The sequence below is a fragment of the Sphingomonas morindae genome (genome assembly GCF_023822065.1).
GTDB classification, from domain to species: domain Bacteria; phylum Pseudomonadota; class Alphaproteobacteria; order Sphingomonadales; family Sphingomonadaceae; genus Solisphingomonas; species Solisphingomonas morindae.
Map to the genome: position 1 here is coordinate 1,308,643 of NZ_CP084930.1, position 23,022 is coordinate 1,331,664.

The 23,022-nt window shown below is 70.2% G+C and carries 23 protein-coding genes and 1 tRNA gene; 11 read left to right on the forward strand and 13 right to left on the reverse strand.

Going from position 1 to position 23,022, the window contains the following annotated elements; translation table 11 throughout:
• Positions 1-224 precede the first annotated feature (224 nt).
• Genes LHA26_RS06350 through hemH form a run of 3 tightly spaced genes read right to left on the reverse strand, consistent with a single transcriptional unit; the run spans position 225 to position 2,274 of the window.
• On the reverse strand, positions 225-500 hold the full coding sequence (locus LHA26_RS06350; RefSeq protein ID WP_252167885.1) for a ribbon-helix-helix domain-containing protein: 276 nt from the start codon (positions 498-500) through the stop codon (positions 225-227).
• 7 nt (positions 501-507) lie between these two features.
• On the reverse strand, positions 508-1,230 hold the full coding sequence (gene phbB, locus LHA26_RS06355) for an acetoacetyl-CoA reductase (protein WP_252167886.1): 723 nt from the start codon (positions 1,228-1,230) through the stop codon (positions 508-510).
• A gap of 33 nt (positions 1,231-1,263) precedes the next feature.
• A complete protein-coding gene (gene hemH / locus LHA26_RS06360; protein WP_252167887.1) occupies positions 1,264-2,274 on the reverse strand; it encodes a ferrochelatase in 1,011 nt (336 codons plus the stop codon).
• A 146-nt stretch (positions 2,275-2,420) separates the two neighbouring features.
• Between hemH and lgt the strand changes: the two genes are divergently transcribed.
• The 4 genes from lgt to LHA26_RS06380 all read left to right on the forward strand — a co-directional run bounded on the left by lgt (position 2,421) and on the right by LHA26_RS06380 (position 6,493).
• Positions 2,421-3,281 carry a prolipoprotein diacylglyceryl transferase gene (gene lgt / locus LHA26_RS06365; RefSeq protein WP_252167888.1) on the forward strand — a complete coding sequence of 287 codons (861 nt, stop codon included), beginning with the start codon at positions 2,421-2,423 and terminating at the stop codon, positions 3,279-3,281.
• Positions 3,265-4,308 carry a class I SAM-dependent methyltransferase gene (locus tag LHA26_RS06370; protein WP_252167889.1) on the forward strand — a complete coding sequence of 348 codons (1,044 nt, stop codon included), beginning with the start codon at positions 3,265-3,267 and terminating at the stop codon, positions 4,306-4,308. The genes lgt and LHA26_RS06370 overlap by 17 nt, the downstream gene beginning before the upstream one ends.
• 29 nt (positions 4,309-4,337) lie before the next feature.
• Positions 4,338-5,096, forward strand: coding sequence for a peptidoglycan editing factor PgeF (gene pgeF, locus LHA26_RS06375; RefSeq protein ID WP_252167890.1), 759 nt, complete (start codon positions 4,338-4,340; stop codon positions 5,094-5,096).
• Positions 5,097-5,176: 80 nt separating this feature from the next.
• Positions 5,177-6,493 carry a cystathionine gamma-synthase family protein gene (locus LHA26_RS06380; protein WP_252167891.1) on the forward strand — a complete coding sequence of 439 codons (1,317 nt, stop codon included), beginning with the start codon at positions 5,177-5,179 and terminating at the stop codon, positions 6,491-6,493.
• A gap of 18 nt (positions 6,494-6,511) precedes the next feature.
• On the opposite strand, the gene LHA26_RS06385 is transcribed toward LHA26_RS06380, so the two are convergent.
• The 3 genes from LHA26_RS06385 to LHA26_RS06395 form a co-directional block, all read right to left on the reverse strand.
• Positions 6,512-6,850, reverse strand: a complete 339-nt coding sequence (locus tag LHA26_RS06385; RefSeq protein WP_252167892.1) for a hypothetical protein — start codon at positions 6,848-6,850, stop codon at positions 6,512-6,514.
• 91 nt (positions 6,851-6,941) lie between these two features.
• Entirely contained in the window at positions 6,942-7,625 is a 684-nt protein-coding gene (locus LHA26_RS06390) for an HAD family hydrolase (RefSeq protein WP_252167893.1), read from the reverse strand.
• Complete coding sequence (locus tag LHA26_RS06395; RefSeq protein WP_252167894.1) at positions 7,622-8,386, reverse strand: NTP transferase domain-containing protein; 765 nt, start codon at positions 8,384-8,386, stop codon at positions 7,622-7,624. The genes LHA26_RS06390 and LHA26_RS06395 overlap by 4 nt, the downstream gene beginning before the upstream one ends.
• A gap of 179 nt (positions 8,387-8,565) precedes the next feature.
• On the opposite strand from LHA26_RS06395, the gene LHA26_RS06400 reads away from it, so the two are divergent.
• From LHA26_RS06400 to LHA26_RS06415, 4 genes are read left to right on the forward strand one after another with little or no spacing between them, the layout of a single operon-like run.
• Positions 8,566-9,666: an ABC transporter permease gene (locus tag LHA26_RS06400; protein ID WP_252167895.1), complete on the forward strand. Its 1,101-nt coding sequence runs from the start codon at positions 8,566-8,568 to the stop codon at positions 9,664-9,666.
• Positions 9,666-10,523 carry an ABC transporter ATP-binding protein gene (locus tag LHA26_RS06405; protein WP_252167896.1) on the forward strand — a complete coding sequence of 286 codons (858 nt, stop codon included), beginning with the start codon at positions 9,666-9,668 and terminating at the stop codon, positions 10,521-10,523. The genes LHA26_RS06400 and LHA26_RS06405 overlap by 1 nt, the downstream gene beginning before the upstream one ends.
• 8 nt (positions 10,524-10,531) lie before the next feature.
• Positions 10,532-11,476 (forward strand): MlaD family protein, encoded by a 945-nt coding sequence (locus LHA26_RS06410; RefSeq protein WP_252167897.1) that lies wholly within the window; start codon positions 10,532-10,534, stop codon positions 11,474-11,476.
• 20 nt (positions 11,477-11,496) lie between these two features.
• Entirely contained in the window at positions 11,497-12,084 is a 588-nt protein-coding gene (locus tag LHA26_RS06415) for an ABC-type transport auxiliary lipoprotein family protein (protein ID WP_252167898.1), read from the forward strand.
• Positions 12,085-12,144: 60 nt separating this feature from the next.
• Here the strand turns inward: LHA26_RS06415 and pepN are convergent, their stop codons facing one another.
• Positions 12,145-14,748, reverse strand: coding sequence for an aminopeptidase N (gene pepN / locus LHA26_RS06420; protein WP_252167899.1), 2,604 nt, complete (start codon positions 14,746-14,748; stop codon positions 12,145-12,147).
• Positions 14,749-14,819: 71 nt separating this feature from the next.
• Here pepN and LHA26_RS06425 point away from each other — a divergent pair, with 71 nt between their 5' ends.
• Positions 14,820-15,686, forward strand: coding sequence for a Rossmann-fold NAD(P)-binding domain-containing protein (locus tag LHA26_RS06425; RefSeq protein ID WP_252167900.1), 867 nt, complete (start codon positions 14,820-14,822; stop codon positions 15,684-15,686).
• Here LHA26_RS06425 and LHA26_RS06430 read toward each other — a convergent pair.
• From LHA26_RS06430 to lepA, 4 genes are all read right to left on the reverse strand, one after another.
• A complete protein-coding gene (locus LHA26_RS06430; protein WP_252167901.1) occupies positions 15,625-15,960 on the reverse strand; it encodes a GFA family protein in 336 nt (111 codons plus the stop codon). The two genes, LHA26_RS06425 and LHA26_RS06430, sit on opposite strands and share 62 nt — an antisense overlap.
• A gap of 7 nt (positions 15,961-15,967) precedes the next feature.
• On the reverse strand, positions 15,968-17,794 hold the full coding sequence (glmS, locus tag LHA26_RS06435; RefSeq protein ID WP_252167902.1) for a glutamine--fructose-6-phosphate transaminase (isomerizing): 1,827 nt from the start codon (positions 17,792-17,794) through the stop codon (positions 15,968-15,970).
• Between the two features lie 123 nt (positions 17,795-17,917).
• On the reverse strand, positions 17,918-18,079 hold the full coding sequence (locus LHA26_RS06440) for a hypothetical protein (RefSeq protein ID WP_252167903.1): 162 nt from the start codon (positions 18,077-18,079) through the stop codon (positions 17,918-17,920).
• Between the two features lie 51 nt (positions 18,080-18,130).
• Positions 18,131-19,939 (reverse strand): translation elongation factor 4, encoded by a 1,809-nt coding sequence (lepA, locus tag LHA26_RS06445; protein ID WP_252167904.1) that lies wholly within the window; start codon positions 19,937-19,939, stop codon positions 18,131-18,133.
• Positions 19,940-20,103: 164 nt separating this feature from the next.
• On the opposite strand from lepA, the gene LHA26_RS06450 reads away from it, so the two are divergent.
• Positions 20,104-20,180 (forward strand) — tRNA-Pro (locus tag LHA26_RS06450).
• Positions 20,181-20,359: 179 nt separating this feature from the next.
• Positions 20,360-21,340: a polysaccharide deacetylase family protein gene (locus LHA26_RS06455; RefSeq protein WP_252167905.1), complete on the forward strand. Its 981-nt coding sequence runs from the start codon at positions 20,360-20,362 to the stop codon at positions 21,338-21,340.
• 4 nt (positions 21,341-21,344) lie between these two features.
• On the opposite strand, the gene LHA26_RS06460 is transcribed toward LHA26_RS06455, so the two are convergent.
• Together LHA26_RS06460 and LHA26_RS06465 are read right to left on the reverse strand one after the other, a co-directional pair.
• Positions 21,345-21,806, reverse strand: coding sequence for a response regulator (locus LHA26_RS06460; protein ID WP_252167906.1), 462 nt, complete (start codon positions 21,804-21,806; stop codon positions 21,345-21,347).
• Positions 21,775-22,884 carry a GAF domain-containing protein gene (locus tag LHA26_RS06465; protein ID WP_252167907.1) on the reverse strand — a complete coding sequence of 370 codons (1,110 nt, stop codon included), beginning with the start codon at positions 22,882-22,884 and terminating at the stop codon, positions 21,775-21,777. Before LHA26_RS06465 ends, LHA26_RS06460 begins: the two co-directional genes overlap by 32 nt.
• Between the last annotated feature and the right edge of the window lie 138 nt (positions 22,885-23,022).

The following is a 23,022-nucleotide window of genomic DNA, read 5'->3' on the forward strand; positions in this document are numbered from 1 at the left end:
CCCCGGCCATGCAAGCCCAAGGCTTCGTCCCGCACAAGCCAAATCGCTGCGAGCGAAGCCTTTTCATGGATCGGCGCGGGCCGGCGACGGTCGGATCGCGCGGCTGAAGCGAGGCGGCACCGGGAGCCTGGCCGAACGGGGCAAGCCGCTCCGGCGCGCGCGCACCGGCGGCGTCGAGCGTCGCCGGCCGATCGGGATGACTTGGCCATAGGGCCCGGGGCTAGTCAGCCCGCCGCCGGCCCGCCTTGACCCTCGTCAATCGCCGCCATGGCGCGCGCGAACAGCCAGACGCGGATCGCGCTCGCCAGATTGGCGGGCGGACCGGCCGCCGCGCCGCGCGCGGCATCGATGCGCGCGGCATCGATCCGCGCGACCAGCGCGGAGAGCGGTACGCCCTCGGCCCGCGCCGCGGCGCCGAGCGCATCCCAGAAAATCGGCTCGAGGCTGATCGAGGTGGCGTGGCCGGCGATGGCGACCGAGCGTTTGACCGGGCCGCCCATCGCGCGCTCAATACATGTGCTGCCCGCCATTGATCGACAGCGTCGAGCCGGTGACGAAGCCGGCATCCTCGGCGGTGAGGAAGACGACGCCGCGCGCGATCTCGTGCGCCTGGCCGAGCCGGCCGACCGGGATCTTGGCGACGATTTTGTCGAGCACCTCCTCGGGCACCGCCGCCACCATGTCGGTATCGATATAGCCCGGCGCGATCGCGTTGACGGTGATGCCGGCGCGCGCGCCTTCCTGCGCCAGCGCCTTGGTGAAGCCGTGAATGCCCGATTTGGCGGCGGCGTAGTTCACCTGGCCATATTGCCCGGCCTGGCCGTTGATCGAGCCGATATTGACGATCCGCCCCCATTGGCGCGCGCGCATGCCGGGGAAGACCGCCTTGGCCATGTTGAAGCAGCCGCCGAGATTGGTGTCGATCACCGCCTTCCACTGCGCATAGCTCTGCTTGAGGAAGGTGGCGTCGCGGGTGATGCCGGCATTGTTGACGAGAATGTCGACCGCGCCGAGATCGGCCTCCACCCGCGCCACGCCCTCGGCGCACGCCTCGGGATCGGCGACGTCCCACTTATAGGCCGGGATGCCGGTGCGATCGGTAAAGGCCTGGGCGCGTCCGTCATCGCCGGCATAGGTGGCGGCCACTTTCGCGCCGGCGTCCTGCAGCGCCAGGCTGATCGCCTCGCCAATTCCCCGGGTGCCGCCAGTGACGATTGCGACGCGCGCCATGCCCTTCTCCTCTCGCCCGTTAACCGGGATGGCCTACAGGGGCGACACCCAGCCTTCAAGCTCCCGGCCGATCACCCGCGCCAACATTTCGATCCCTTCCGGAGACGCATTCAGGCAGGGCAGCACCGCATAGGCCTCGCCGCCGGCGTGCAGGAAAGTCTCGCGGCCGCGAATCGCCAGTTCTTCCAGCGTCTCGACACAATCGGCCGAAAAGCCGGGCGCGATCACCGCCACGCGCCGCACGCCCTGGCCCGGCAGCGCCGCGAGCGTGGTGTCGGTGGCGGGCTCGAGCCATTTGGCCTTGCCGAATCGCGACTGGAAGGCGGTGACGAGCGGCCGGCCAAGCGCCTCGGACAGCAGCCGCGCCGTCTTGCGGCAGTGGCAATGATAGGGATCGCCCAGCCGCAGCGTGCGCTCGGGCATGCCGTGAAAGCTCGCCACCAGCGTATCGGGGGTGAAATCGAGCGCCGCCAGCGCGGCCTCGATCGAGCGCGCGAGCGCGTCGATATAGGCGGGATCGTCGTAATAGGGGGGCAAGGTGCGCAGCGCCGGCTGCCAGCGCATGCGCGCCAGCGCGGCGAAGGCCGCGTCATTGGCGGTGGCGGTGGTCGCCGCGCAATATTGCGGATAGAGCGGCGCCACCAGGATGCGCGCGCACCCCGCCTCCTTGAGCGCTTCGAGCCGGTCCGCGATCGCCGGCCGGCCATAGCGCATCGCATAGTCCACCAGCACGTCGGGCCCGAAGGCGGTCTTGAGCGCGGTCGCCTGGGCGCGGGTGATCGCCGCCAGCGGCGAGCCGTCCTCGGTCCAGACCTGGCGATAGGCCTCGGCCGAGCGGGCGGGGCGCGTCCGCAGGATGATGCCGTGCAGGATCGGCTTCCACGCCAGGCGCGGCAGCTCCACCACGCGCGGGTCCGACAGGAATTCGGCCAGGTAGCGGCGCACCGCCGTCGCCTCGGCGGCATCGGGCGTGCCGAGATTGACGAGCAGCACGCCGATGCGGGGCTGCGGCAGGGCGGGGTGCTGGGGCGGCAGATCGGTCATCGGGCAAAGCCTCGCGATAGGTGGGACGGCGGGACAAGGCGGCGGCCCGGCGAAACGCCCCGCCGCCGGGTAGCGCAGCCGCGGGCGCGGGCGCAATCGCCGCCTCCCCGCTTTCCCGCCGCCACGGCCTCGCCTATGGAGCCGCCATGATCGTCGATCCGTCCGCCTTCACCCATTTCACCGATCTCGGCCTGTCGCCGGTGGCGCTGCAGCTCGGGCCGCTGGCGATCCGCTGGTATTCGCTCGGCTATATCGGCGGCATCCTGCTCGGCTGGTATTATCTCGGGCGGCTGCTGGATCGGCCGGGCGCGCCGATGGCGCGGCGCCACGCCGATGATTTCGTCTTCTACGCCACGCTCGGCATCCTGCTCGGCGGGCGGCTCGGCTATGTCCTCTTCTACCGGCCGGATTATTACGTCCAGCACCCGCTCGACATTTTCAAGCTCTGGGAAGGCGGCATGTCCTTCCATGGCGGGGTGATCGGCACCACCATCGCGCTGTTGCTCTTCTGCCGTCGCGAGCATCTCCGCTTCCTGCGCGTGTGTGATTATGTGGCGGTCGTGGTGCCGATCGGCATCTTCCTTGTTCGCCTCGCCAATTTCGTGAATGGCGAGCTGTGGGGCAAGGTCGCGACGGTGCCGTGGGCGATCGTCTTCCCCGGCGGCGGCAATGTGCCGCGCCACCCCAGCCAGCTCTACGAGGCCGCGCTCGAGGGGATCGCGCTGGGCGTGCTGCTCAGCCTCGTCTTCTGGCGCAGCGCCATCGCGCGCTACAAGCCCGGCTTCCTCACCGGCCTGTTCCTGGCGGGCTATGGCGCGTTCCGTTTCATCGTCGAATTCTTCCGCGAGCCGGACGAGCAGCTGGAGGAATTCGCCCGCGTCACCCATCTCCATATGGGCCAGTGGCTGTGCCTGCCGATGATCCTGCTCGGCCTCTATCTGATCGCCACCGCCCCCGGCCGGCGCCAGCGCGTGGAGCCCGTGGCCGGGAATGCCAGCGTCGCCTGATCTCGAGGCGCGCCTGCGCCGCCGCATCGAGCGCGGCGGCGCCATGCCGCTGGCCGAATATATGGCGCTCGCCAACCAGCACTATTACGCCACGCGCGATCCGCTGGGCGCGGCCGGCGATTTCACCACCGCGCCCGAGATCAGCCAGATGTTCGGCGAGCTGATCGGCCTCTGCCTCGCCGATCTGTGGCTGCGCGCGGGGCGCCCGACGCTCGCCTATGTCGAGCTCGGGCCGGGGCGCGGCACGCTCGCCGAAGATGCGCTGCGCGCCATGGCGCGCGCCGGCCTCGCGCCCGACATCCATCTGGTCGAGACCAGCCCGGTGCTACGCGAGGCGCAAAGCCGGCGGCTGCCCCTGGCCCGCCACCACGATACGCTCGCCACCCTGCCCGCGGATCGGCCGCTGCTCGTCGTGGCCAACGAATTTTTCGACGCGCTGCCGATCCGCCAGATTGTGCGCGGCGATCGGGATTGGCGGGAACGCATGGTCGGGCTGGTCGATGGACGCTTCGCGCCCGGCCTCGGCGCGCAGCGCTTCGATGCCGCCCTCCCGTCCTTCGCCGCCGGCGCCGCCCCCGGCGCGACGATCGAGACCTCGCCCGCCAGCGTCGCCGTGATGGGCGAGCTCGCCGGCCGTCTCGCCCGCCAGGGCGGCGCGGCGCTGGTGATCGATTATGGCTATGCGGCGCCGGGCCTGGGCGACACGCTGCAGGCGGTGCGCGCGCATCGCTTCGCCGATCCCTTCGAGGCGCCGGGCACCTGCGATCTTACCGCCCATGTCGATTTTCAGGCGCTGGCCGAAGCGGCGACGCGCGCCGGCGCCGTCGCCTACCCGCTGCGCGACCAGGGCGCCTGGCTTGAGGCGCTGGGCATCGCCGCGCGGGCCGCCGCGCTCGCCCGCGCCGCGCCGGCGCGCGCGGACGAGATCGCCGCCGCGCGCCGCCGGCTGGTCGATGCGGCGGAGATGGGCACGCTGTTCAAGCTGCTTCGCCTGTCCGCGCCCGATTGGCCGGTGCCGGCGGGCTGACGCTTTCCCCCTATCTTCCGGAGGTCCGCATGATCGATCCCATTCGCAGCGCCGCGCTGGCGGACGTGCCGCACGCCTTTCTCGGCCGCGCCGGCGGCGTCTCGACCGGGCTCTATGCCGGCCTCAATGTCGGCCTCGGATCGGACGACGATCCCGCCGCCGTGGCGGAAAATCGCCGGCGCGCGGCGGAGGCGGTGCGGCCCGGCGCCGCGCTGGTGACGGTTCACCAGATCCATAGCGCCGATGCGGTGATCGCGCGCGCCGCCTGGCCCGATGCCGAGCGCCCGCGCGCCGATGCGCTGGCCACCGATCGGCCGGGGCTGGTGCTGGGCGTGCTCAGCGCCGATTGCGTGCCGGTGCTGCTTGCCGATACGCGCGCCGGCGTGGTCGGTGCGGCCCATGCCGGCTGGCGCGGCGCGCTCGACGGCGTCACCGACGCGGTGATCGGGGCGATGGAGCAGCTCGGCGCGCACCGCCAGAACATCGCCGCCGCGATCGGCCCGTGCATCGCGCGCGCCAGCTACGAGGTGGACGCCGCCTTCCAGCAGCGTTTCACCGCCGCCGATCCCGACAATGAGCGCTTCTTCCTCGATGGCCGGCCCGGCCATTACCAGTTCGATATCGAAGCCTATGTGACGCACCGCCTCGCCGCCGCGGGCCTGGCGCGGATCGACGCGCTGGGGCTCGACACCTATGCCGACGAGGCGCGCTTCTTCAGCTATCGCCGCGCCACGCATCGCGGCGAGCCCGGCTATGGCCGGGGCATCGCGCTGATCGGGCTCGGCTGAGCGACCGGCGGCCTTCCGCCGATCCCGATCCCGCTCTAGAGCAGGCCATCCGCTCGCCGAGCGACAAAATTGAGGATGCCATGACCGACACGCCCGAGACCGAGGCCGAGCTCACCGCCGTCAGCCCGCGCCGCCGCCCCAAGGCCGATGTCCTCGCGCTGGGCGAGCACCGGCTCAGCCCGTCGACGCTGATGATGGGCCATGCCTTCGATCCCGCGCTTTCGGAGGGATCGCTCAAGCCGCCCATCTTCCTCACCTCCACCTTCGTTTTCGAGAATGCCGCCGCCGGCAAGCGCCATTTCGAGGGCGTGACGGGCAAGCGTCCGGGCGGCGCCGAGGGGCTGGTCTATTCGCGCTTCAACGGCCCCAACCAGGAGATTCTCGAGGATCGCCTGAGCATCTGGGACGATGCCGAGGATGCGCTGACCTTCTCCTCCGGCATGTCCGCCATCGCCACCATGATGCTCGCGCTGGTCAAGCCGGGCGACGTCATCGTCCATTCGGCGCCGCTCTATGCGGCCACCGAGACGCTGATCGGGCGCATTCTCGGCCGCTTCGGCGTCACCTGGCTCGATTTCCCCGCCGGCGCGACCGAGCCGGAGATCGAAGCGGTGGTGGCGCGCGCGCAGTCGCAGGGCCGCGTCGCCCTGATCTATCTCGAGAGCCCGGCCAACCCCACCAACGCGCTGGTCGATGTCGAGGCGGTGGCGCGGGTGCGGGATCGTCTGTTCGGCGAGGAGAAGCCGCCGATCGCGATCGACAACACGTTTCTCGGGCCGCTCTGGCAGCAGCCGCTGCGCCACGGCGCGGATCTCGTCGTCTACAGCCTCACCAAATATGCCGGAGGCCATTCCGATCTCGTCGCGGGCGGGGTCACGGGCGCCAAGGCGGCGATCAACCCCATCCGCATGATGCGCAACACGATCGGCACGATCACCGATCCGCACTCGGCGTGGATGCTGCTGCGCAGCCTGGAGACGCTGGAACTGCGCATGACCCGCGCGGGCGAAAATGCCGAGAAGGTGTGCGCCTTCTTCCGCGATCATCCCAAGATCGAAAGCGTCGGCTATCTCGGCTTCCTCGATCCCGCCTCGCGCCAGGCGGATATCTATCGCCGCCATTGTTCGGGCGCGGGCTCGACCTTCTCGCTCTACCTCAAGGGCGGCGAGCGCGAGAGCTTCGCCTTTCTCGACAGCCTGAAGATCGCCAAGCTGGCGGTGAGCCTGGGCGGCACCGAGACGCTGGCGTCGGCGCCGGCGGCGATGACCCACCTGTCCGTGCCCGACGCGCGCAAGGCCGAGCTTGGCATCACCGACAATCTCGTGCGCATCTCGGTGGGCGTGGAGAAGGCGGAGGATCTGATCGCCGATTTCGACCAGGCGCTCGCCGCCGTCTGATCCCGAGGCGGCGCGCCGCTACCAGCAGCGGCGCGTCGCCAGATAGCGGCCGGCCCAGCCGTCCCAATGATTCACCACCCGGCAGTGCTCGACATATTCATAGGCGTAGCTGGGCGGCGGCGGCGGCGCATAATAGACGGGCGCCGGCGCGTAATAGACGGGCGGCGGCGCGTCGTCGTCCGCATCGGCATAGGTATCGTGCGCATGGCTGGCGATCGCGACGCCGACGCCAAGGCCGAGCAGCCCCGCCGCCACCGCCACGCCGTCGCTCACCCGCGCCTCGGCGGGGCTGGCCGCCGCCAGCAGCGTGGCCGCGCCCGCGATCCCGAGCATCGCCGCCTTGATCCTGCCCATCACCTGCCCCTCTTCTTCCCCAAAGATCGGACCCAGGCGCCCTCTCTGGCACGACAGGTCTGAACGGAGGCGGAACGATCGTGACAGCGGGCGTTCATCTGCGCCAGTCGAGCACCGGCCAGCCCCGCTTGATCGCCAGCGCGCGCATCGCCGGGCTGGGCGTGGTGGCGAAGGCCTGATCGGCCCAGGCCATTACCGGCGCATCGGAAACATGGTCCGAATAGAAGCGCACCGTCACCGCCTCGCGCGCGATCCCCTGCGCGGCGAACCAGGCCTGGATCATCCGCAATTTGGCGGGGCCGTAGCAATTTTCGCCGTCGATCTTGGCGGTGATGCGCGAATCGATGCCGATGATCGAGTTGGTGGCGATCACGGCGTCGAAGCCGAGCGCCTCGGCGATCGCCTCCACATAGAGCCGGTAGGAGGCGGTCGCCATCACGAGCGTCCGGCCGGCGGCGCGGTCCTCCGCGATCTGGCGCAGCGCGCCCGGCAGCGTGTTCAGCCGCAGCGTGCGCTCGGCGAAGCGGCGGGTCAGCGGCGCGAGCGCGGCCGGCGCGATGTGGCGGCCGAGCAGAAGATGCTGGTTGATCTCCTTCAGCCGCGCGCGCGTGATGCGTTTCAGCGCGTAGGCGGCCATCGCCCCGATCACGCCGGGCAGCAGCGCCAGCCGCCACGGCGCGCGCGCCAGCGCGGCATGGATGAGGAAGGGCGTGTAGGTGCCGGTGCGGGTGATGGTGCGATCCATGTCGTAGATCGCGATTTCGGGCTTGCCGCTCATGCGCGTCCCTCCAGCACCGCCTCGGCGAGGGTGAGATCGTCGGGCTTGTCGACATCCACCGCCGCCAGCGGATCGGCGAGCGGCACCAGCGCCACCGCCGCGCCCATCCGCCGCCCCGCCTGGCGGATCGCGGCGGCGAGCCCGATGGTGCGCGTCAGCGCGCGGAGCAGCAGCACCGGGCCGAAGCGGGCGATGAGCTTCCAGCCCTTCTTGCGGTCCTGCTCCACCGCCGCCCAGGCGCGGATCACCGGCAGCGCCGCCGGACCGGCGAAATGGAAGAGGTTGGCGCCCGTCCAGTCGCCGCCGCGAAAGCGCAGCCAGGTGCGCCGCGTGGCGGGGAAGCGCGCCTCCACCACGCGCCGCTCCACCGCGCCTACCGCCACGTCCGCGCCCGCCGCGCCGGCGAGGAAGGCGGCGATGGTGGCGGGGCGCAGCAGCACATGATCGGCGGTGGTGACGAAGAGCGGGAAGCCGAGGCCGCCCGCCTCCAGCGCCCCCGCGATCGAGCGCGCGATGCCATCCCCCGACGGCGCGAAGCGGAGGCGCGGATCGGCCGGCAGCGCGGCGCGGATCGGCGCCACGTCCTGCGTCATCACCACCAGCTCGCCGATTTCGGGCGTGGCCAGCAGCGTGGCGGCGACGCGCGCCACCATCGGCGTGCCGGCCACCGGCAGCAGCGCCTTGAGCGCGACGCCGCGGCTAGCGGCGAGCGGATCGACGCCGGGACGCCGGCCGGCGAGCAGCAGCGCCGTCACCGGCATGACGGAACCCGTGTGGCTGATGCAGGTTTAGCCGACAATGTCCCGCCCTTGCGCCCGTCGCCGCCTCCGTCGGCCGCTCCGCTGATGATCCGCTTGTCCATAGGCGCCGCTTTGGCAGGTTTCCGGCGCGCATGCGAGCGCTTGCCGCGCGCCGCGATCTGCCCCATCACCCCCGCTGCATGAGCGCGACACCGGCCAATTTCACCGAAGAGGGCGATACGCTCCGCTTCACCGGCGATCTCACCCTGCCCACGCTGGGCGAGGTGCCGCGCCGGCTTGAGCATCTGCCGCGCGCGCCGCGCACCGTGGACCTGTCCGGCATCGGGCGGATCGACACGGTGGGCGCCTGGGTGGTGCGCCGGCTGGAGCGCGATCACCAGGTCGCGATCGAGGGCGCGGACGATACCGCGCGACGGCTGATCGAGAAGGTCAGCGAGGTCGATCAGCCAGCCCCCGTCCGCCCCGCCGGCGCGCACGGCCTTGCGGCGGTGCTCGACCATGTTGGCGCCGCCACCGCGGTCTCGCTGCACACGCTGGTCGGGCTGCTCGGCTTTTTCGGCGGCATCGTGCTGGCGGTGTGGCAGGTGGTGCTCAACCCCCGCCGCTTCCGCACCAATGCCGTGGTCCGCCAGATCGAGGTCGTCGGTATCGACGCGCTCGGCATCATCGGGCTGATGAGCTTCCTGATCGGCATCGTCATCGCCCAGCAGGGCGCGGTGCAGCTGCGCCAGTTCGGCGCCGAGGTGTTCACCGTCAATCTGATCGGCCGCCTCACCATGCGCGAGCTGGGCGTGCTGATGACCGCGATCATGGTCGCCGGCCGGTCAGGCTCGGCCTTCGCCGCGCAGATCGGATCGATGCGTCTTGCCGAAGAGGTGGATGCGATGCGCACCATGGGCCTCTCGCCCATGCAGGTGCTGGTGCTGCCGCGCGTGATCGCGACGCTGGTGGCGATGCCGCTTCTGTCCTTCTACGCGATGCTGGTGGCGCTGGTGGGCGGCGGGCTGCTGTGCTGGCTGCAGCTGGGCATTCCGCCGGTCACCTTTGTCGCGCGCATCCGCGAGGTGGTGCCGATGACCGACCTGTGGGGCGGCCTCATCAAGGCGCCCGTCTTCGGCATGATCATCGCCATGGCCGGCTGCTTCCAGGGCATGCAGGTGGAAGGCAATGCCGAGGAAGTGGGGCTGCGCACCACCTCGGCGGTGGTCCAGTCGATCTTCCTCGTGATCGTGCTCGACGCCTTCTTCGCCGTCTTCTTCACCATGATCGGGTGGATCTGATGGGCACCGAACCGATCCTGGACGAGGGCGAGGATGTCATCATCCGCGTGCGCGGCCTCACCAACCGCTTCGGCGACCAGGTGGTGCACGACAAGCTCGATCTGGACATGCGCCGCGGCGAGATTCTGGGCGTGGTCGGTGGCTCGGGCACGGGCAAATCGGTGCTGATGCGCTCGATCATCGGCCTGCAGACCCCGGCCGAGGGCGAGGTGCGCGTGTTCAACGAGGAGACGGTGGGACGCTCCGAGGAGGAGCAGACCCGGCTGCGCAGCCGCTGGGGCGTGCTGTTCCAGGACGGGGCGCTCTTCTCCACCCTCACCGTCGCCGAGAATATCCAGGTGCCGATCCGCGAATTCTATCCGCGCATCGATCGCCAGCTGCTCGACGAGATCGCCACCTACAAGCTGGTGGCCACCGGCCTGCCCGCCGAGGCGGGGGCGAAATTCCCCTCCGAGCTTTCGGGCGGCATGCGCAAGCGCGCCGGCCTGTCGCGCGCGCTCGCGCTCGATCCCGAGCTGCTCTTCCTCGACGAGCCCACCGCCGGGCTCGATCCGATCGGCGCCGCCGGCTTCGACGCGCTCACCAAGGATCTGAGCGCCACGCTGGGGCACAGCGTGTTCCTCATCACCCATGATCTCGATACGCTCTACGCGATCTGCGACAGGGTGGCGGTGCTGGCCGATCACAAGGTGGTCGCGGTCGGCACCATTCCCGAACTCCTGGCCTTGGATCATCCCTGGATCCAGAGCTATTTCAACGGCCCGCGCGGCCGCGCGGCCGAGGACGCCGCCGATCGCGCCGGCCACACCAACAGCGATGCGCCCCGGCACCCGGCCGGCGCCGGCACGGGGGCTTGAGCGAGGCTATGGAAACGCGGTCCAATCATGTTCTGGTCGGGGGCGTGGTGCTGGCCATCATCGCCGTCGCCGTGGTGTTCATCGTGTGGATGGCGCAGATCGGCAATGGCCATCAGCAGAAATACGACATCTTCTTCCCCAATTCGGTGGAAGGGCTCGCCAAGGGATCGGCCGTCACCTTCTCGGGCGTGCCGGTCGGCAAGATCGACGATATCAAGCTGATGCCGGACAGCCCGCAGCTGGTGCGGGTGCGCATCTCGGTGGATGATTCGACGCCGATCCTGCAGGGCACCACCGCCACCATTTCGGGCGTCGGCTTCACCGGGGTCAGCCAGATCAATCTGGCGGGCGCGATCAAGGGCGCCGCGCCGATCACCGCGATCGGCCCGTTCGGCGCGCCCGTCATTCCCACCAAGCCGGGGCTGGTGGGCCAGCTGCTCAACTCCGCGCCGCAGCTGCTCGACAAGCTGTCCACGCTCACCCAGCGCCTCGGCGATCTGCTGGACGACCGCAACCAGAACTCGATCCACCATATTCTCGAGAATATCGATAAGGTGACGAGCGATCTGGCGGCGGGCTCGCCGCAGCTGCGCCAGACGATCGCCTCCGCCAATCTGGCGATCCAGCAGGCCGGCCATGCCGCCGACGAGATCGCCAAGGTCGCCACCACCACCAATTCGGTGATGGACGGCGATGTCCGCCAGTCGATGGCCGAGCTGCGCCAGACGATCGCGTCCGCCCACCATACCGCCGGCGAGATCGACAAGCTGGTGGCCGACGCCAAGCCGGGCGTGACCCAGCTGACCACCGAGACGGCGCCGAACATCAACCGGCTGGTGCGCGATCTCTCGGAAATGGCCGATGCGCTGACCGCCACCGCCAACCGGCTGAACAACAGCGGCGCGGGCGGCGTGCTGGGTGGCAATCGTCTTCCCGTCTATAAGGGCAAATGAGCATGAGACAGGCGAAAGGCATGAGCGCTGCGGGATCGGCGCTGGCATTGGCGGCGCTGGCCCTGCTGCCCGGCTGCGTCAGCTTCGGTCCCAAGCCGCCGCCCAGCCTGATCCGCTTCGCCCCCGCCGCCATGGCCCCCGCCGATGCCGGCGCGCCGCTCACGCCGGCCCGCGCGGTGACGGTGATGGTGCCGACCACGCCGAACGAGCTGGCCGCGCCGCGCGTGCCGGTGCGCAGCGGCGCCGCCGATCTCGCCTATCTCAAGGACGCGCAATATGCCGATTCGCCGGCGCGTCTGTTCCGCGATCTGCTGATGGAGACGATCCGCGCGCGCACCGGCCGGCCGGCGCTGGAAGGGCGCGACTATCATCTGGCGGGCGGCAGCGTGCTCAATTCGCGGATCGACACGCTTTCGGTCGATGCCGGGCAGCGCCGCGTCGATCTCGTCGTCGATGCGGTGCTGAAGACGCCCAACCAGGACGCGATGACGCGCCGCTTCGAGGCGCATGTGCCGGTCACCGCGGTCACGGCGCCGGCGGTGACGCCCGCGCTCTCGCAGGCCGCGAACGACGTGGCGGTGCAGATCGCCGATTGGGTGGGCCGCTAGCCGCCCCCCCGGCCTTCGCCCGACGCCGTGCCGCGAGCGGCGCGGCGTGGGGCGTGCGGCTCAGCCCAGGCTCTTGGAGGCCTGCTCGAACACGTCGCGGCTGAGCCCCGGCGTGGCGACGATCCGCTCCAGCTCGGCGCGCATCAGCGCGGCGCGCATCGGCTCGAACCGGCGCCAGCGGCCGAGCGGCGGCACCAGCCGCGCCGCCGTCTGCGCATTGATCGGATCCGCCGCCAGGATCATGTCGGCGACAAAGCGGTAGCCCGATCCGTCGGCGGCGTGGAAGGCATGCTGGTTGGCCGCGAAGGCGCCCACCAGCGCACGCAGCCGGTTGGGATTGGCGAGCGTGAAATCCGGGTGGCGCGCGAGCCGGGCGACCTGCTCGGCCGTGTCCTCGCGCGTCGACAGCGCCTGGACGGTGAACCATTTGTCGAGCACCAGCGCATCGGCCCGGTAGCGCTCGTAAAAGCCCTCAAGTGCCCGCTCCCGCTCCGGCGCCACCATCGAGCCGAGCACGCCCAGCGCGCCGTAGCGGTCGGTCATATTGTCGGCGGCCTCGAACTGGGCGAGCGCCAGCGCCGCCGCATCCGCCGCGCCCGACGCCGCGATATAGCCGAGCGCCACGGTGCGCAGCCGGCGGCGCCCCTTGGCGACCGGCGTGAGCGCGAAGCCGTTGGCGGCGGTGGCGGCATAGGCGGCGCGCCACTGCGCCTCGAGCGTGCGGCCGAGACGCTGGCGCAGCCCTTCGCGCGCGCGCCGGATCGCGACCGGATCGACCTGGGCGAGCTGATCGCCGAGAAAGGCCTCGGTCGGCAGCAGCACGGCTTCGCCGACAAAGGCGGCGTCGAGCGCCTCGTCGGCGAGCGTGGTGCGCACCGCCTCGATCACCGCCGCCTCGTCGGCGGGCCGGCCCTCGATCAGCGCCACCAGCGTATCCACCATCAGCTGCTGCATCGCCTCGAACCGCGCGAAGGGATCGTCGTCATGCGCGGAGAGGAAGGCGAGATCCTCGGCGCTGCGATCGCTCTCGATCACCACCGGCGCGGAGAAGCCGCGGTTGATCGACAGCACCGGCCGCTCGCCGATCGCGGGGAAGAGGATGCTGTCCTCCGCCTCCGAGAGGATATGCACCCGCTCGGGCACGAGCGTGCGCCCGCTCTCGGCGCCGAACAGCGCCAGCCGCAGCGGGATCGGCATGGGCAGCTTGTCGGGCTGGCCGGGCGTGGGCGGCACGATCTGCGCGAGGCTGAGCCGGGCGGTGCCGCTGGCCGCATCATGGCTGAGCAGCGCGCGCACCCGCGGCGTGCCGGCCTGGCCATACCAGCGCCGGAAGCCGCCGAGATCGACGCCATTGGCGGTTTCCATCGCCCGCAGGAAATCCTCGCAGGTCGCGGCGGTGCCGTCATTCTCGTCGAAATAGCGGTCGCTGCCGCGACGAAAGCCCTCGGCGCCCAGCATGGTATGCAGCATGCGGATCACCTCGGCCCCCTTGTTGTAGATGGTGGCCGTGTAGAAATTGGAGATTTCGAGGTAGGAATCGGGCCGGATCGGATGAGCGAGCGGGCCGGCATCCTCGGGGAATTGCGCCGCGCGCAGCACCCGCACATCCTCGATCCGCTTGACCGCGCGGCTGCCCTGATCGGCCGAGAATTCCTGATCGCGGAAGACGGTGAAGCCTTCCTTCAGGCTCAGCTGGAACCAGTCGCGGCAGGTGACGCGGTTGCCCGACCAATTGTGGAAATATTCGTGCGCCACCACCCCCGCCACGGCATCGTAGTCGGCATCGGTCGCCGTCTCGGGATCGGCGAGGATGTAGCGCGAGTTGAAAATGTTGAGGCCCTTGTTCTCCATCGCGCCGAAGTTGAAGTCGGCCACCGCGACGATGTTGAAGATGGAGAGATCATATTCGCGGCCATAGACGCGCTCGTCCCACGCCATCGAGGCCTTGAGCGCGGCCATGGCATGGGCGGTGCGGGGCAGGTCCGCCTCGCGCACCCAGATGCCCAGCTCCACGCTCCGCCCCGAGGCGGTGACGAAGCGATCGCGATTGGCCTTCAGATCGCCCGCCACCATGGCGAAGAGATAGCAGGGCTTGGGGAAGGGATCGTGCCATTCGGCCCAGTGCCGGCCATCGGTCATGTCGCCCGTGCCGGTCTGGTCGCCATTGGCGAGCAGCACCGGATAGCGCGCGCGATCCGCCACCATGCGCACCGTGTAGCGGCTGAGCACGTCGGGACGATCGGGGAAGAAGGTGATGCGGCGAAAGCCCTCGGCCTCGCACTGGGTGCAGAGCAGCCCGCCGCTGGCGTAGAGCCCCATCAGCTGCGTATTGCCCTCGGGCGCGATCACCACCTCGGTGTCGACGATATGCGCGCCCTGATCGAGCGGGATCACCAGCTGCTCGCCCTCGATCCGCCATTCCTCGGCGCCGAGCGGACGGCCATCCACCGCGATCCGCTCGGGCACCATGCCCGGCGCGCCATCCAGCCGCAGCGGCGCGCCCGGCGTGCCGCCCTGCGGCTCCACCGAGAGCCGCGCGCGCACCCGTGTCGCCGCCGGATCCAGCTCGACCTCGAGATGCACCGCCGGCACCAGCCAGGCGGGCGGACGATAATCGCTGCGCAAAATGGGGTGCGGGGTGGCGATGGCGTTGGGGCTATCCATGTCCGGCTTCTACGCGCGGCCAAGTGCCTCTACAACCGGCAGCCATTCGCGGATGTGCGGGAGCGTGCGAGGTGCCGGGGCTCTTCATTTTCGGCCTTGGCTTCAGCGCCGGCCATCTTCGCCGAAGGCTCGAGGCGCAGGGCTGGCGGGTGGCCGGCACGCGCCGCGCGGCGGCGGCCGGCGCGCTGGCCTTTGCCGACGAGGCGGCGGTGCGCGTCGCGCTCGCCGGCGCCGATGCGGTGCTCAGCTCGGTGCCCCCCGACGAGACCGGCGCGGACCCGGTGCTCGCCCGCTATGGCGATGCGCTGGACGGGCGGTGGATCGGCTATTTCTCCTCGACCGGCGTCTATGGCGACAGCGGCGGCGCCTGGGTGGACGAAAGCGCCGCCATCGGGCGCGGGCGGCGCCAGGCGCGCGCCGCCGCCGATGCCGCCTGGCTCGCACGCGGCGCGCGCGTCTTCCGCCTGCCCGGCATCTACGGCCCCGGCCGCTCCGCGCTGGAGCGGGTGGAGCAGGGCCGCGCGCACCGCGTCGATCTGCCGGGCCAGCTGTTCAGCCGCATCCATGTCGAGGATATCGCGCGGGGCGTGATCGCCGCGCTGGACGCGCCCGCCGGCGCCTACAATCTGGCGGACGACGAGCCCGCGAGCCAGAATGCGGTGGTGGAGCAGGCCTGCCGCCTGCTCGGCCGGGCGCCGCCGCCGCTGCTGCCGCCGGACGATCCCGCGCTGTCCCCGCTGACGCGCGGCTTCTTCGCCGAAACTCGCCGCATCGCCACCGGCAAGGCGCGCCGCCTGCTCGGCTGGCGCCCCGTCTACCCCGATTACCGCGCCGGGCTGGCCGCCTGTCTCGCCGCACGGCCCGGCGCCGCGCCGCTCAATCGAGCGGCAGGATCGTCGCCGACAGGCCCTGATCCTCGTCCAGACAGCGATAATTGATGCTCATCATCCCCGCCGGCGCGGCGGGGCGGAAGAAACTCTCCACCCCGCACTGGCTGCAAAAGACATGGCGCGCCTTGCCGCTGGCGAAGCGGTAGCTGCTCGTCTCGCGCTGCCCCTCGACCAGGCGGAAGCGCGTTTCGGGCACCAGCAGATGGAGATGGCCCGTCATCCGGCAGCGCGAACAGGCGCAGGCGCGCACCTCCAGCGCCGGCCCCGGCACCGAGGCCTCGAACCGCACCAGCCCGCAATGGCATCCGCCGGCGACGATCATGCCCGGCTCACTCGACCGTCACGCTCTTCGCCAGGTTGCGCGGCTGATCGACATCGGTGCCCTTGGCGACGGCGACATGATAGGCGAGCAGCTGCACCGGGATGGCGTAGACGATCGGCGCGATCAGCGGATGGACCTTGGGCATGGTCAGCGTCGCGACGCAGCCCTCGCCCGCCGCCTCGATGCCGTCATAGTCCGAGATCAGGATCACCTGGCCGCCGCGCGCCTGCACTTCCTGCATGTTGGACACCGTCTTGTCGAACAGCGGGCCGGACGGCGCGATCACCACCACCGGCACGGCATCGTCGATCAAAGCGATGGGGCCGTGCTTCATCTCGCCGGCGGCATAGCCTTCGGCGTGGATATAGCTGATTTCCTTCAGCTTCAGCGCGCCTTCCAGGGCCAGCGGATAATCGGGGCCGCGGCCCAGATACAGCACGTCGCGGGCCGGCGCGATGGTCGCGGCGAGCGCCTCGATCGCCTCGTCATAGGCGAGCGCGCCGTTGATCGCGGCGGGCGCCTCGGAGAGATGCCGGACGATGCGGCGCTCCTCCTCCTGGCTCAGCCGCCCCTTGGCGCGGGCGAGGCTGGCCGCCAGCGCGGCGAGCACCGCGAGCTGGCAGGTAAAGGCCTTGGTCGAGGCGACGCCGATCTCGGGGCCGGCATGGGTGGGCAGCAGCAGATCCGCCTCGCGCGCCATGGTCGAGGTCGGCACGTTGACGACGACGGCGATCTTCTGCCCCGAGGCGCGGGCGTGGCGGAGCGCCGCGAGCGTGTCCGCCGTCTCGCCGGATTGCGAGATGAATAGCGCCAGGCCGCCCTCCTCCATGATCGGCTCGCGATAGCGGAACTCGCTCGCCACATCGATATCGACCGGCACGCGCGCGAACTGCTCGAACCAATATTTCGCCACCATGCCCGCATAGAAGCTGGTGCCGCACGCGACGATGGTGACGCGGCGCACGCTGGCGAGATCGATATCCTCGGGCGGCGGCGCCAGCTCGCCCTCCAGCCGGCGCAGATAGGTGCGCAGCGTCTGGGCGACGACGATCGGCTGCTCATGGATCTCCTTGAGCATGAAGTGCCGGTAATTGCCCTTGGAGATCATCGCTCCCGTCGCGCCGGACAGCGTCACCGGCCGCTCGACGGGGTGATCGTCGCGATCGTAGATCTGTGCGCCGGCGCGGGTGATGACCACCCAGTCGCCCTCGTCCAGATAGGCGATGCGCTGGGTGAGCGGCGCGAGCGCGATCGCGTCGGAGCCGAGATAGATCTCGCCATCCTCGCCATAGCCGACGACCAGCGGCGATCCGAGCCGCGCGCCGATCAGCAGATCGGGATGATCGGCGAAGACCAGCGCCAGCGCGAAGGCGCCGTGCAGCCGCTTGAGGCTGGTGCGCACCGCCTCGACCGGATCGATCCCCGCCTCGATCTGCTCCGAGACGAGGTGCGCCACCACTTCCGTGTCGGTCTGCGAGGCGAAGCGATGGCCCTTGGCGATCAGCTCGTCGCGCAGCGGCTTGAAATTCTCGATGATGCCATTGTGCACCACCGCGACATGCTCGGTGGCATGGGGATGGGCATTGTCTTCGGTCGGCGCGCCGTGCGTGGCCCAGCGCGTATGGGCGATGCCGATCAGCCCCGGCAGCGGCTCGGCCGCGAGCACCGCGGCGAGATTGTCGAGCTTGCCGGCGGCGCGGCGGCGCTCGATCGATCCGTCGGTGACCGTGGCGATGCCGGCCGAATCATAGCCGCGATATTCCAGCCGCCGCAGCCCTTCCAGCAACCGCCCCGCCACCGGAGCCGCACCCAAAATGCCGATGATGCCGCACATAACTCTGGTCCACTCCCGAAAGGCGGGCTGCCGCCGGGCCGGCCGGGCGGCGCGCGGCATCCCGCAGGCCGGCGCATAGCGGCTTGGCCGCGTTCCGGCGATGGCCGTGATGTGAAAGGAAGTTCAGCCGGGAAGCAAGGGCTTGAGAAGCGCGGCCAGGGCCTCGCCATGCGCCATGGCGAGGCTGCGCCCGATCGCGACGAGCCCGAGCGCCAGCGCATAATCCACCGGCGCGGCGCCGCGCGTATCGCGCCAGAAACGGTAAAGGGCGGCCGTGCGAACCATAGGCCCAGCATAGGCCACGTGGCTTGCCATAGGGTTAATGCCCGCCGCGCCTTACGCCTCGTCGCCCATGCGCAGCGCGGCGATGAAGGCCTCCTGCGGGATCTGCACCGATCCATATTCGCGCATCCGCTTCTTGCCCTCCTTCTGCTTCTCGAGGAGCTTGCGCTTGCGGGTGATGTCGCCGCCATAGCATTTGGCGGTCACGTCCTTGCGCAGCGCCGCGATCGTCTCGCGCGCGATCACCTTGCCGCCGATCGCCGCCTGGATCGGGATCTTGAAGAGGTGGCGGGGAATCAGATCCTTGAGCCGCTCGCACATATGCCGCCCGCGCGCCTCGGCGGCGGCGCGGTGGACGATCATCGACAGCGCGTCGACGGGCTCATTGTTGACGAGAATGCTCATCTTCACGAGATCGCCCTCGCGATAGCCGATCTGGTGATAGTCGAAGCTGGCATAGCCCCGGCTGATCGATTTGAGCCGATCGTAGAAATCGAACACCACTTCGTTGAGCGGCAGCTCGTACCGCAGCTGCGCGCGGCCGCCGACATAGGTGAGATCCTGCTGGATGCCGCGCCGATCCTGGCACAGCTTGAGGATGGCGCCGAGATATTCGTCCGGCACGTAGATGGTCGCCTCGATCCAGGGTTCCTCGATCGATTCGATCCGGTTGGGATCGGGCATGTCGGCCGGGTTGTGCAGCTCGATCATGTGCGCATCCTCGGTCTTCGAATGCGTCAGATGGATGTGGTAGACGACCGAGGGCGCGGTGGTGATGAGATCGAGATCATATTCGCGGGTCAGCCGCTCCTGGATGATCTCGAGATGAAGCAGCCCGAGAAAGCCGCAGCGGAAGCCGAAGCCCAGCGCCGCCGACGTCTCCATCTCGAAGCTGAACGAGGCGTCGTTGAGCCGCAGCTTGGAGATGGATTCGCGCAGCTTCTCAAAGTCGTTCGCATCGACGGGGAAGAGGCCGCAGAACACCACCGGCTGGACTTCCTTGAAGCCCGCCAGCGCCGCCGGCGCCGGGCGCCGGGCATCGGTGATGGTGTCGCCCACGCGGGTCTCGGTGATTTCCTTGATCTGCGCGGTGATGAAGCCGATCTCGCCGGGGCCGAGATCGGCAAGCTGCTCGATCTTGGGCCGGAAACAGCCGACGCGATCGACCAGATGGGTGGTGCCGGCGTTCATGAACTTGATCTGCTGGCCCTTGCGCAGCACGCCATCCACCACACGCACCAGAATCACCACGCCCAGATAGGGATCGTACCAGCTGTCCACGAGCATCGCCTTGAGCGGCGCCTCGCTGTCGCCCTTGGGCGCGGGGATGCGCGCGACGATGGCATCGAGGATCTCGTCGATGCCGATCCCGGACTTGGCCGAGGCGAGCACGGCGTCATCGGCGGGCAGGCCGATAATATCCTCGATCTCGGCCTTGACCTTGTCGGGCTCGGCGGCGGGCAGATCGATCTTGTTGATCACCGGCACGATCTCGTGATCGTGCTCGATCGACTGATAGACATTGGCCAGCGTCTGCGCCTCGACGCCCTGGGCCGCATCCACCACCAGCAGCGCGCCCTCGCAGGCGGCGAGGCTGCGGCTCACCTCATAGGCGAAGTCGACATGGCCGGGCGTGTCCATCAGGTTGAGGACATAGCCCTTATAGTCCAACCGCACGGTCTGCGCCTTGATCGTGATGCCGCGCTCCTTCTCGATCTCCATATTGTCGAGCACCTGCGCGGTCATCTCGCGGTCGGACAGGCCGCCGGTGCGCTGGATCAGCCGGTCGGCGAGTGTCGACTTGCCATGGTCGATATGGGCGATGATCGAGAAATTGCGGATGCGATCGAGCGGCGTGGTCATAATGCCGGCCCCTAGCACCGCCCGCGCCGCCGCCCAAGCGGCGGATGGTGGGAGGCGGGTTCGGGCCCAAAAAGACCGCTTGCGATACGCCGCGCCCCTGCCTATAGACCGCCCCGCTTGGCAACGCCGGTCGGCTCCCGAGCAGTCAACGACCGGTGCTCCGTCGGGGAGTAGCTCAGCCTGGTAGAGCACTGTGTTCGGGACGCAGGGGCCGGAGGTTCGAATCCTCTCTCCCCGACCAAGCATCGTCCGTGATGCCCTACGATCCGCGATACACCGCAGTAACGCTGCGCCGGACCGGCACCTTCCGCCCCGCGCCGCCCTTCAAGCGGACATGCTTCCTTATTGGCGATGCGCCGGAAAAGGCTTTACCTTCTTCGCGTAAGGCCAAAAGCCCGAGGGAGTCGCCGGCGCGCAATCGTGACGCAGATCGTCATCACCGTGGATACCGAGCTTTCGGCCGGCCGCCAGGCACGCGGTCTGGCGGCGCGCGCCAATTACGAGAGCAGCTATCTCGGGCGCTGCGCGGCGGGCGATTTCGGCGTGCCCTGGCTGATGGACCGGCTGGAGGCGCATGGCCTCAAGGGGCTGTTCTTCGTCGATCCGATGCCGGCGCTGGTCCATGGCGACGGGCTCGTGGCCGATATGGTCGGGCCGATCCTGGCGCGCGGCCATGAGGTGCAGCTCCACGCCCATGTCGAATGGCTGGCCTTCGCCGCGACGCCGCCGCTTGCCCCGCGCGGCCGCGATCTCGCCCGCTTCCCGCCCGCCGAGCAGGCCAGGCTGATCGCGTGCGCCCGCGCGCTGCTGATCGCCGCCGGCGCGCCGCCGCCCACGGCCTTCCGCGCCGGCAATTTCGGCGCCAACGACGATACGCTGCGCGCGCTCGGCCAGCTCGGCCTGCTGTGGGACATGAGCGCCAACCCGGCCTATGCCGGCCGCGGCTGCGGCATCGCCGGCGCCGCCGATCGGGTGCGGCCCTGGCGCGCGCATGGCGTTACCGAAATCCCCGTCAGCGCCTTTGTCGATCGGCCCGGCCGCGTCCGCCCGGCCCAGGTCTGCGCCATCACCGCCGACGAGATGGCGCGCGCGCTGGATCATGCGCTGGCGGCGGGCGACGGCGTGTTCAGCGTCGTCACGCACAGTTTCGAGATGCTCTCGCGCGATCGGGCGCGGCCCAACCGCATGGTGATGGCGCGGTTCGAGGCGCTGTGCCGCGCGGCGGCGGCGCGCGGCACGCGCTTCTCGGGGCTCGCCGCGCTCGATCCGATCGCGCTCGCCGCCGGCGGCGCGGATCCGGCGCGGCTGCGCGCCCGACCCTGGCGCACCGCCTGGCGCCATGCCGAGCAGGCGCTCGCGACGCTGCGATACGAGCGGCGGCTCTGGCCGGCGCGAGGCTGAGCGCTCAGCCGCGCGCGGCGCCGTACACCACCATCCCCGTCGGCAGACGCGGCGCCACGTCGCCGCACGCGATGGCATGGGCGGCGCGCACCGCCTGCCCCACCGTGGCGGTGTGGAACGGCTTGGGCAGGCAGCCGATGATGCGCGGATCGCCGCCGCTCGGCGGGCAGTTGCCGCTGAGGAAGAGACAGGCGATGCCGAGCCCGGCCAGCGCCTCGGCGGCGGCGATGCCGCTGTCGCCATCGGCGAGCTTGACGTCGCAGAGCGCGAGATCGGGGCGTTCGCGCCGGCCGATCTCGATCGCCTCGGCGGCGGTGTCGGCGATCGCCACCACCTGATGGCCGTGCAGCGTCAGCGCATCCTCGATCAGCATGGCGACCAGCGCCTCATCCTCGACGATCAGCAGCCGCAGCGATGGTCCCTCGCCCTCGGGATCAGCCATGGTCGAGGGGGAGTTCGAGGACATGCACGCTTCCTTCCGTGGCGCGGACGGCGCGCAATTGCTGCGTCAGCGCGCGCAGCATACGCTCGCCACCCGCCGTCGACGCATGGCCGTCCCGTCGCGAACCGTGCAATTCGATGCGCAGCATATGGTTCCCGCCCGCGTCCCGGCGGCGGCCGAGCACCAGCCCGCATTCGGTCTGGCCGAGCACCAGTTCGTGCAGCAGCAGCGCCAGCGCGACCGCGCGCTCGATCGGCAGCGACAGCCCCGCCTCCGCCGCGATCCTGGGCGCCCTGTCCAGCGCCTGTTCCAGCACGCTGCGCAACAGGCTTTCCACGTCCACCTCTTCGGGATGAGCGTGGCGATAGAGCGGGCGATGCGCCGCCGCCAGCACCTGCACCCGCTCCGCCGCGAGCCGCAGCGCGGCGGCCGTCTCGCCCGCCTCGGCGCCGGTGACCTCGAGCAGCACCAGACTCACGCCGAGCTGAAGCGCGTTGCGCACCCGATGGTTAAGCTCGGCCAGCAGCCGCTCCTGCGCCTGCACGCTCTCGCGCAGCGCGGCCTCGGCGCGCAACCGGTGCTTGGCGAGCGCCACATAATGGCAAAGGGTGTGGAGGAAGCTGAGTTCGTCCTGGGTGAAGCGATCCGCCCAGCGCCGCCCGAAGCCGAGCGTGCCGAGCAGCTCGCCGGCATAGACGAGCGGCGTGCAGGCATAGGCATCCAGCCCGATGTCGCGCACGAAATCGCACAGCGGATCCGCCGAGCCCTGCACCCCGGTGACATGGATCGGGGCGCGATCGCGCGCGACGCAGCCGCACACCGCCTGGCCGAGCGCCAGCTCGGCGCCCGCCTCGGCCTGTTCGGGCGTCAGCCCGCCATGCGCCTCCAGCCGCAGCCGGCCATCCTCGACGCGATAGTTGAAGAACACGTCCAGCCGCAGCTCGTCGCGGATCATCGCGAAAAGCTCGTCGACCATGGTGGCGGGCTGTTCGGCCGCGAGCAGCCGCCCCGCCACATCGGCGATCAGCGCGAGGTAGCGCCGCGAAAGCTGATCGTCGACACGTTCGCCCGTGGCGGCGATCCCAAGCGATACCGTCTGCATGTTCAATGCCTTAGGCATGATCTTGGGGCCGGATCAACCATCGTCGCGGCAATTTTGCCTGGCCCCGATGCTGCGCCGGGCCGAGCGCCCCGCGCGGTGACTTGACGCAGCCGGCGCGGACGGACAGCCTCGGTGCGG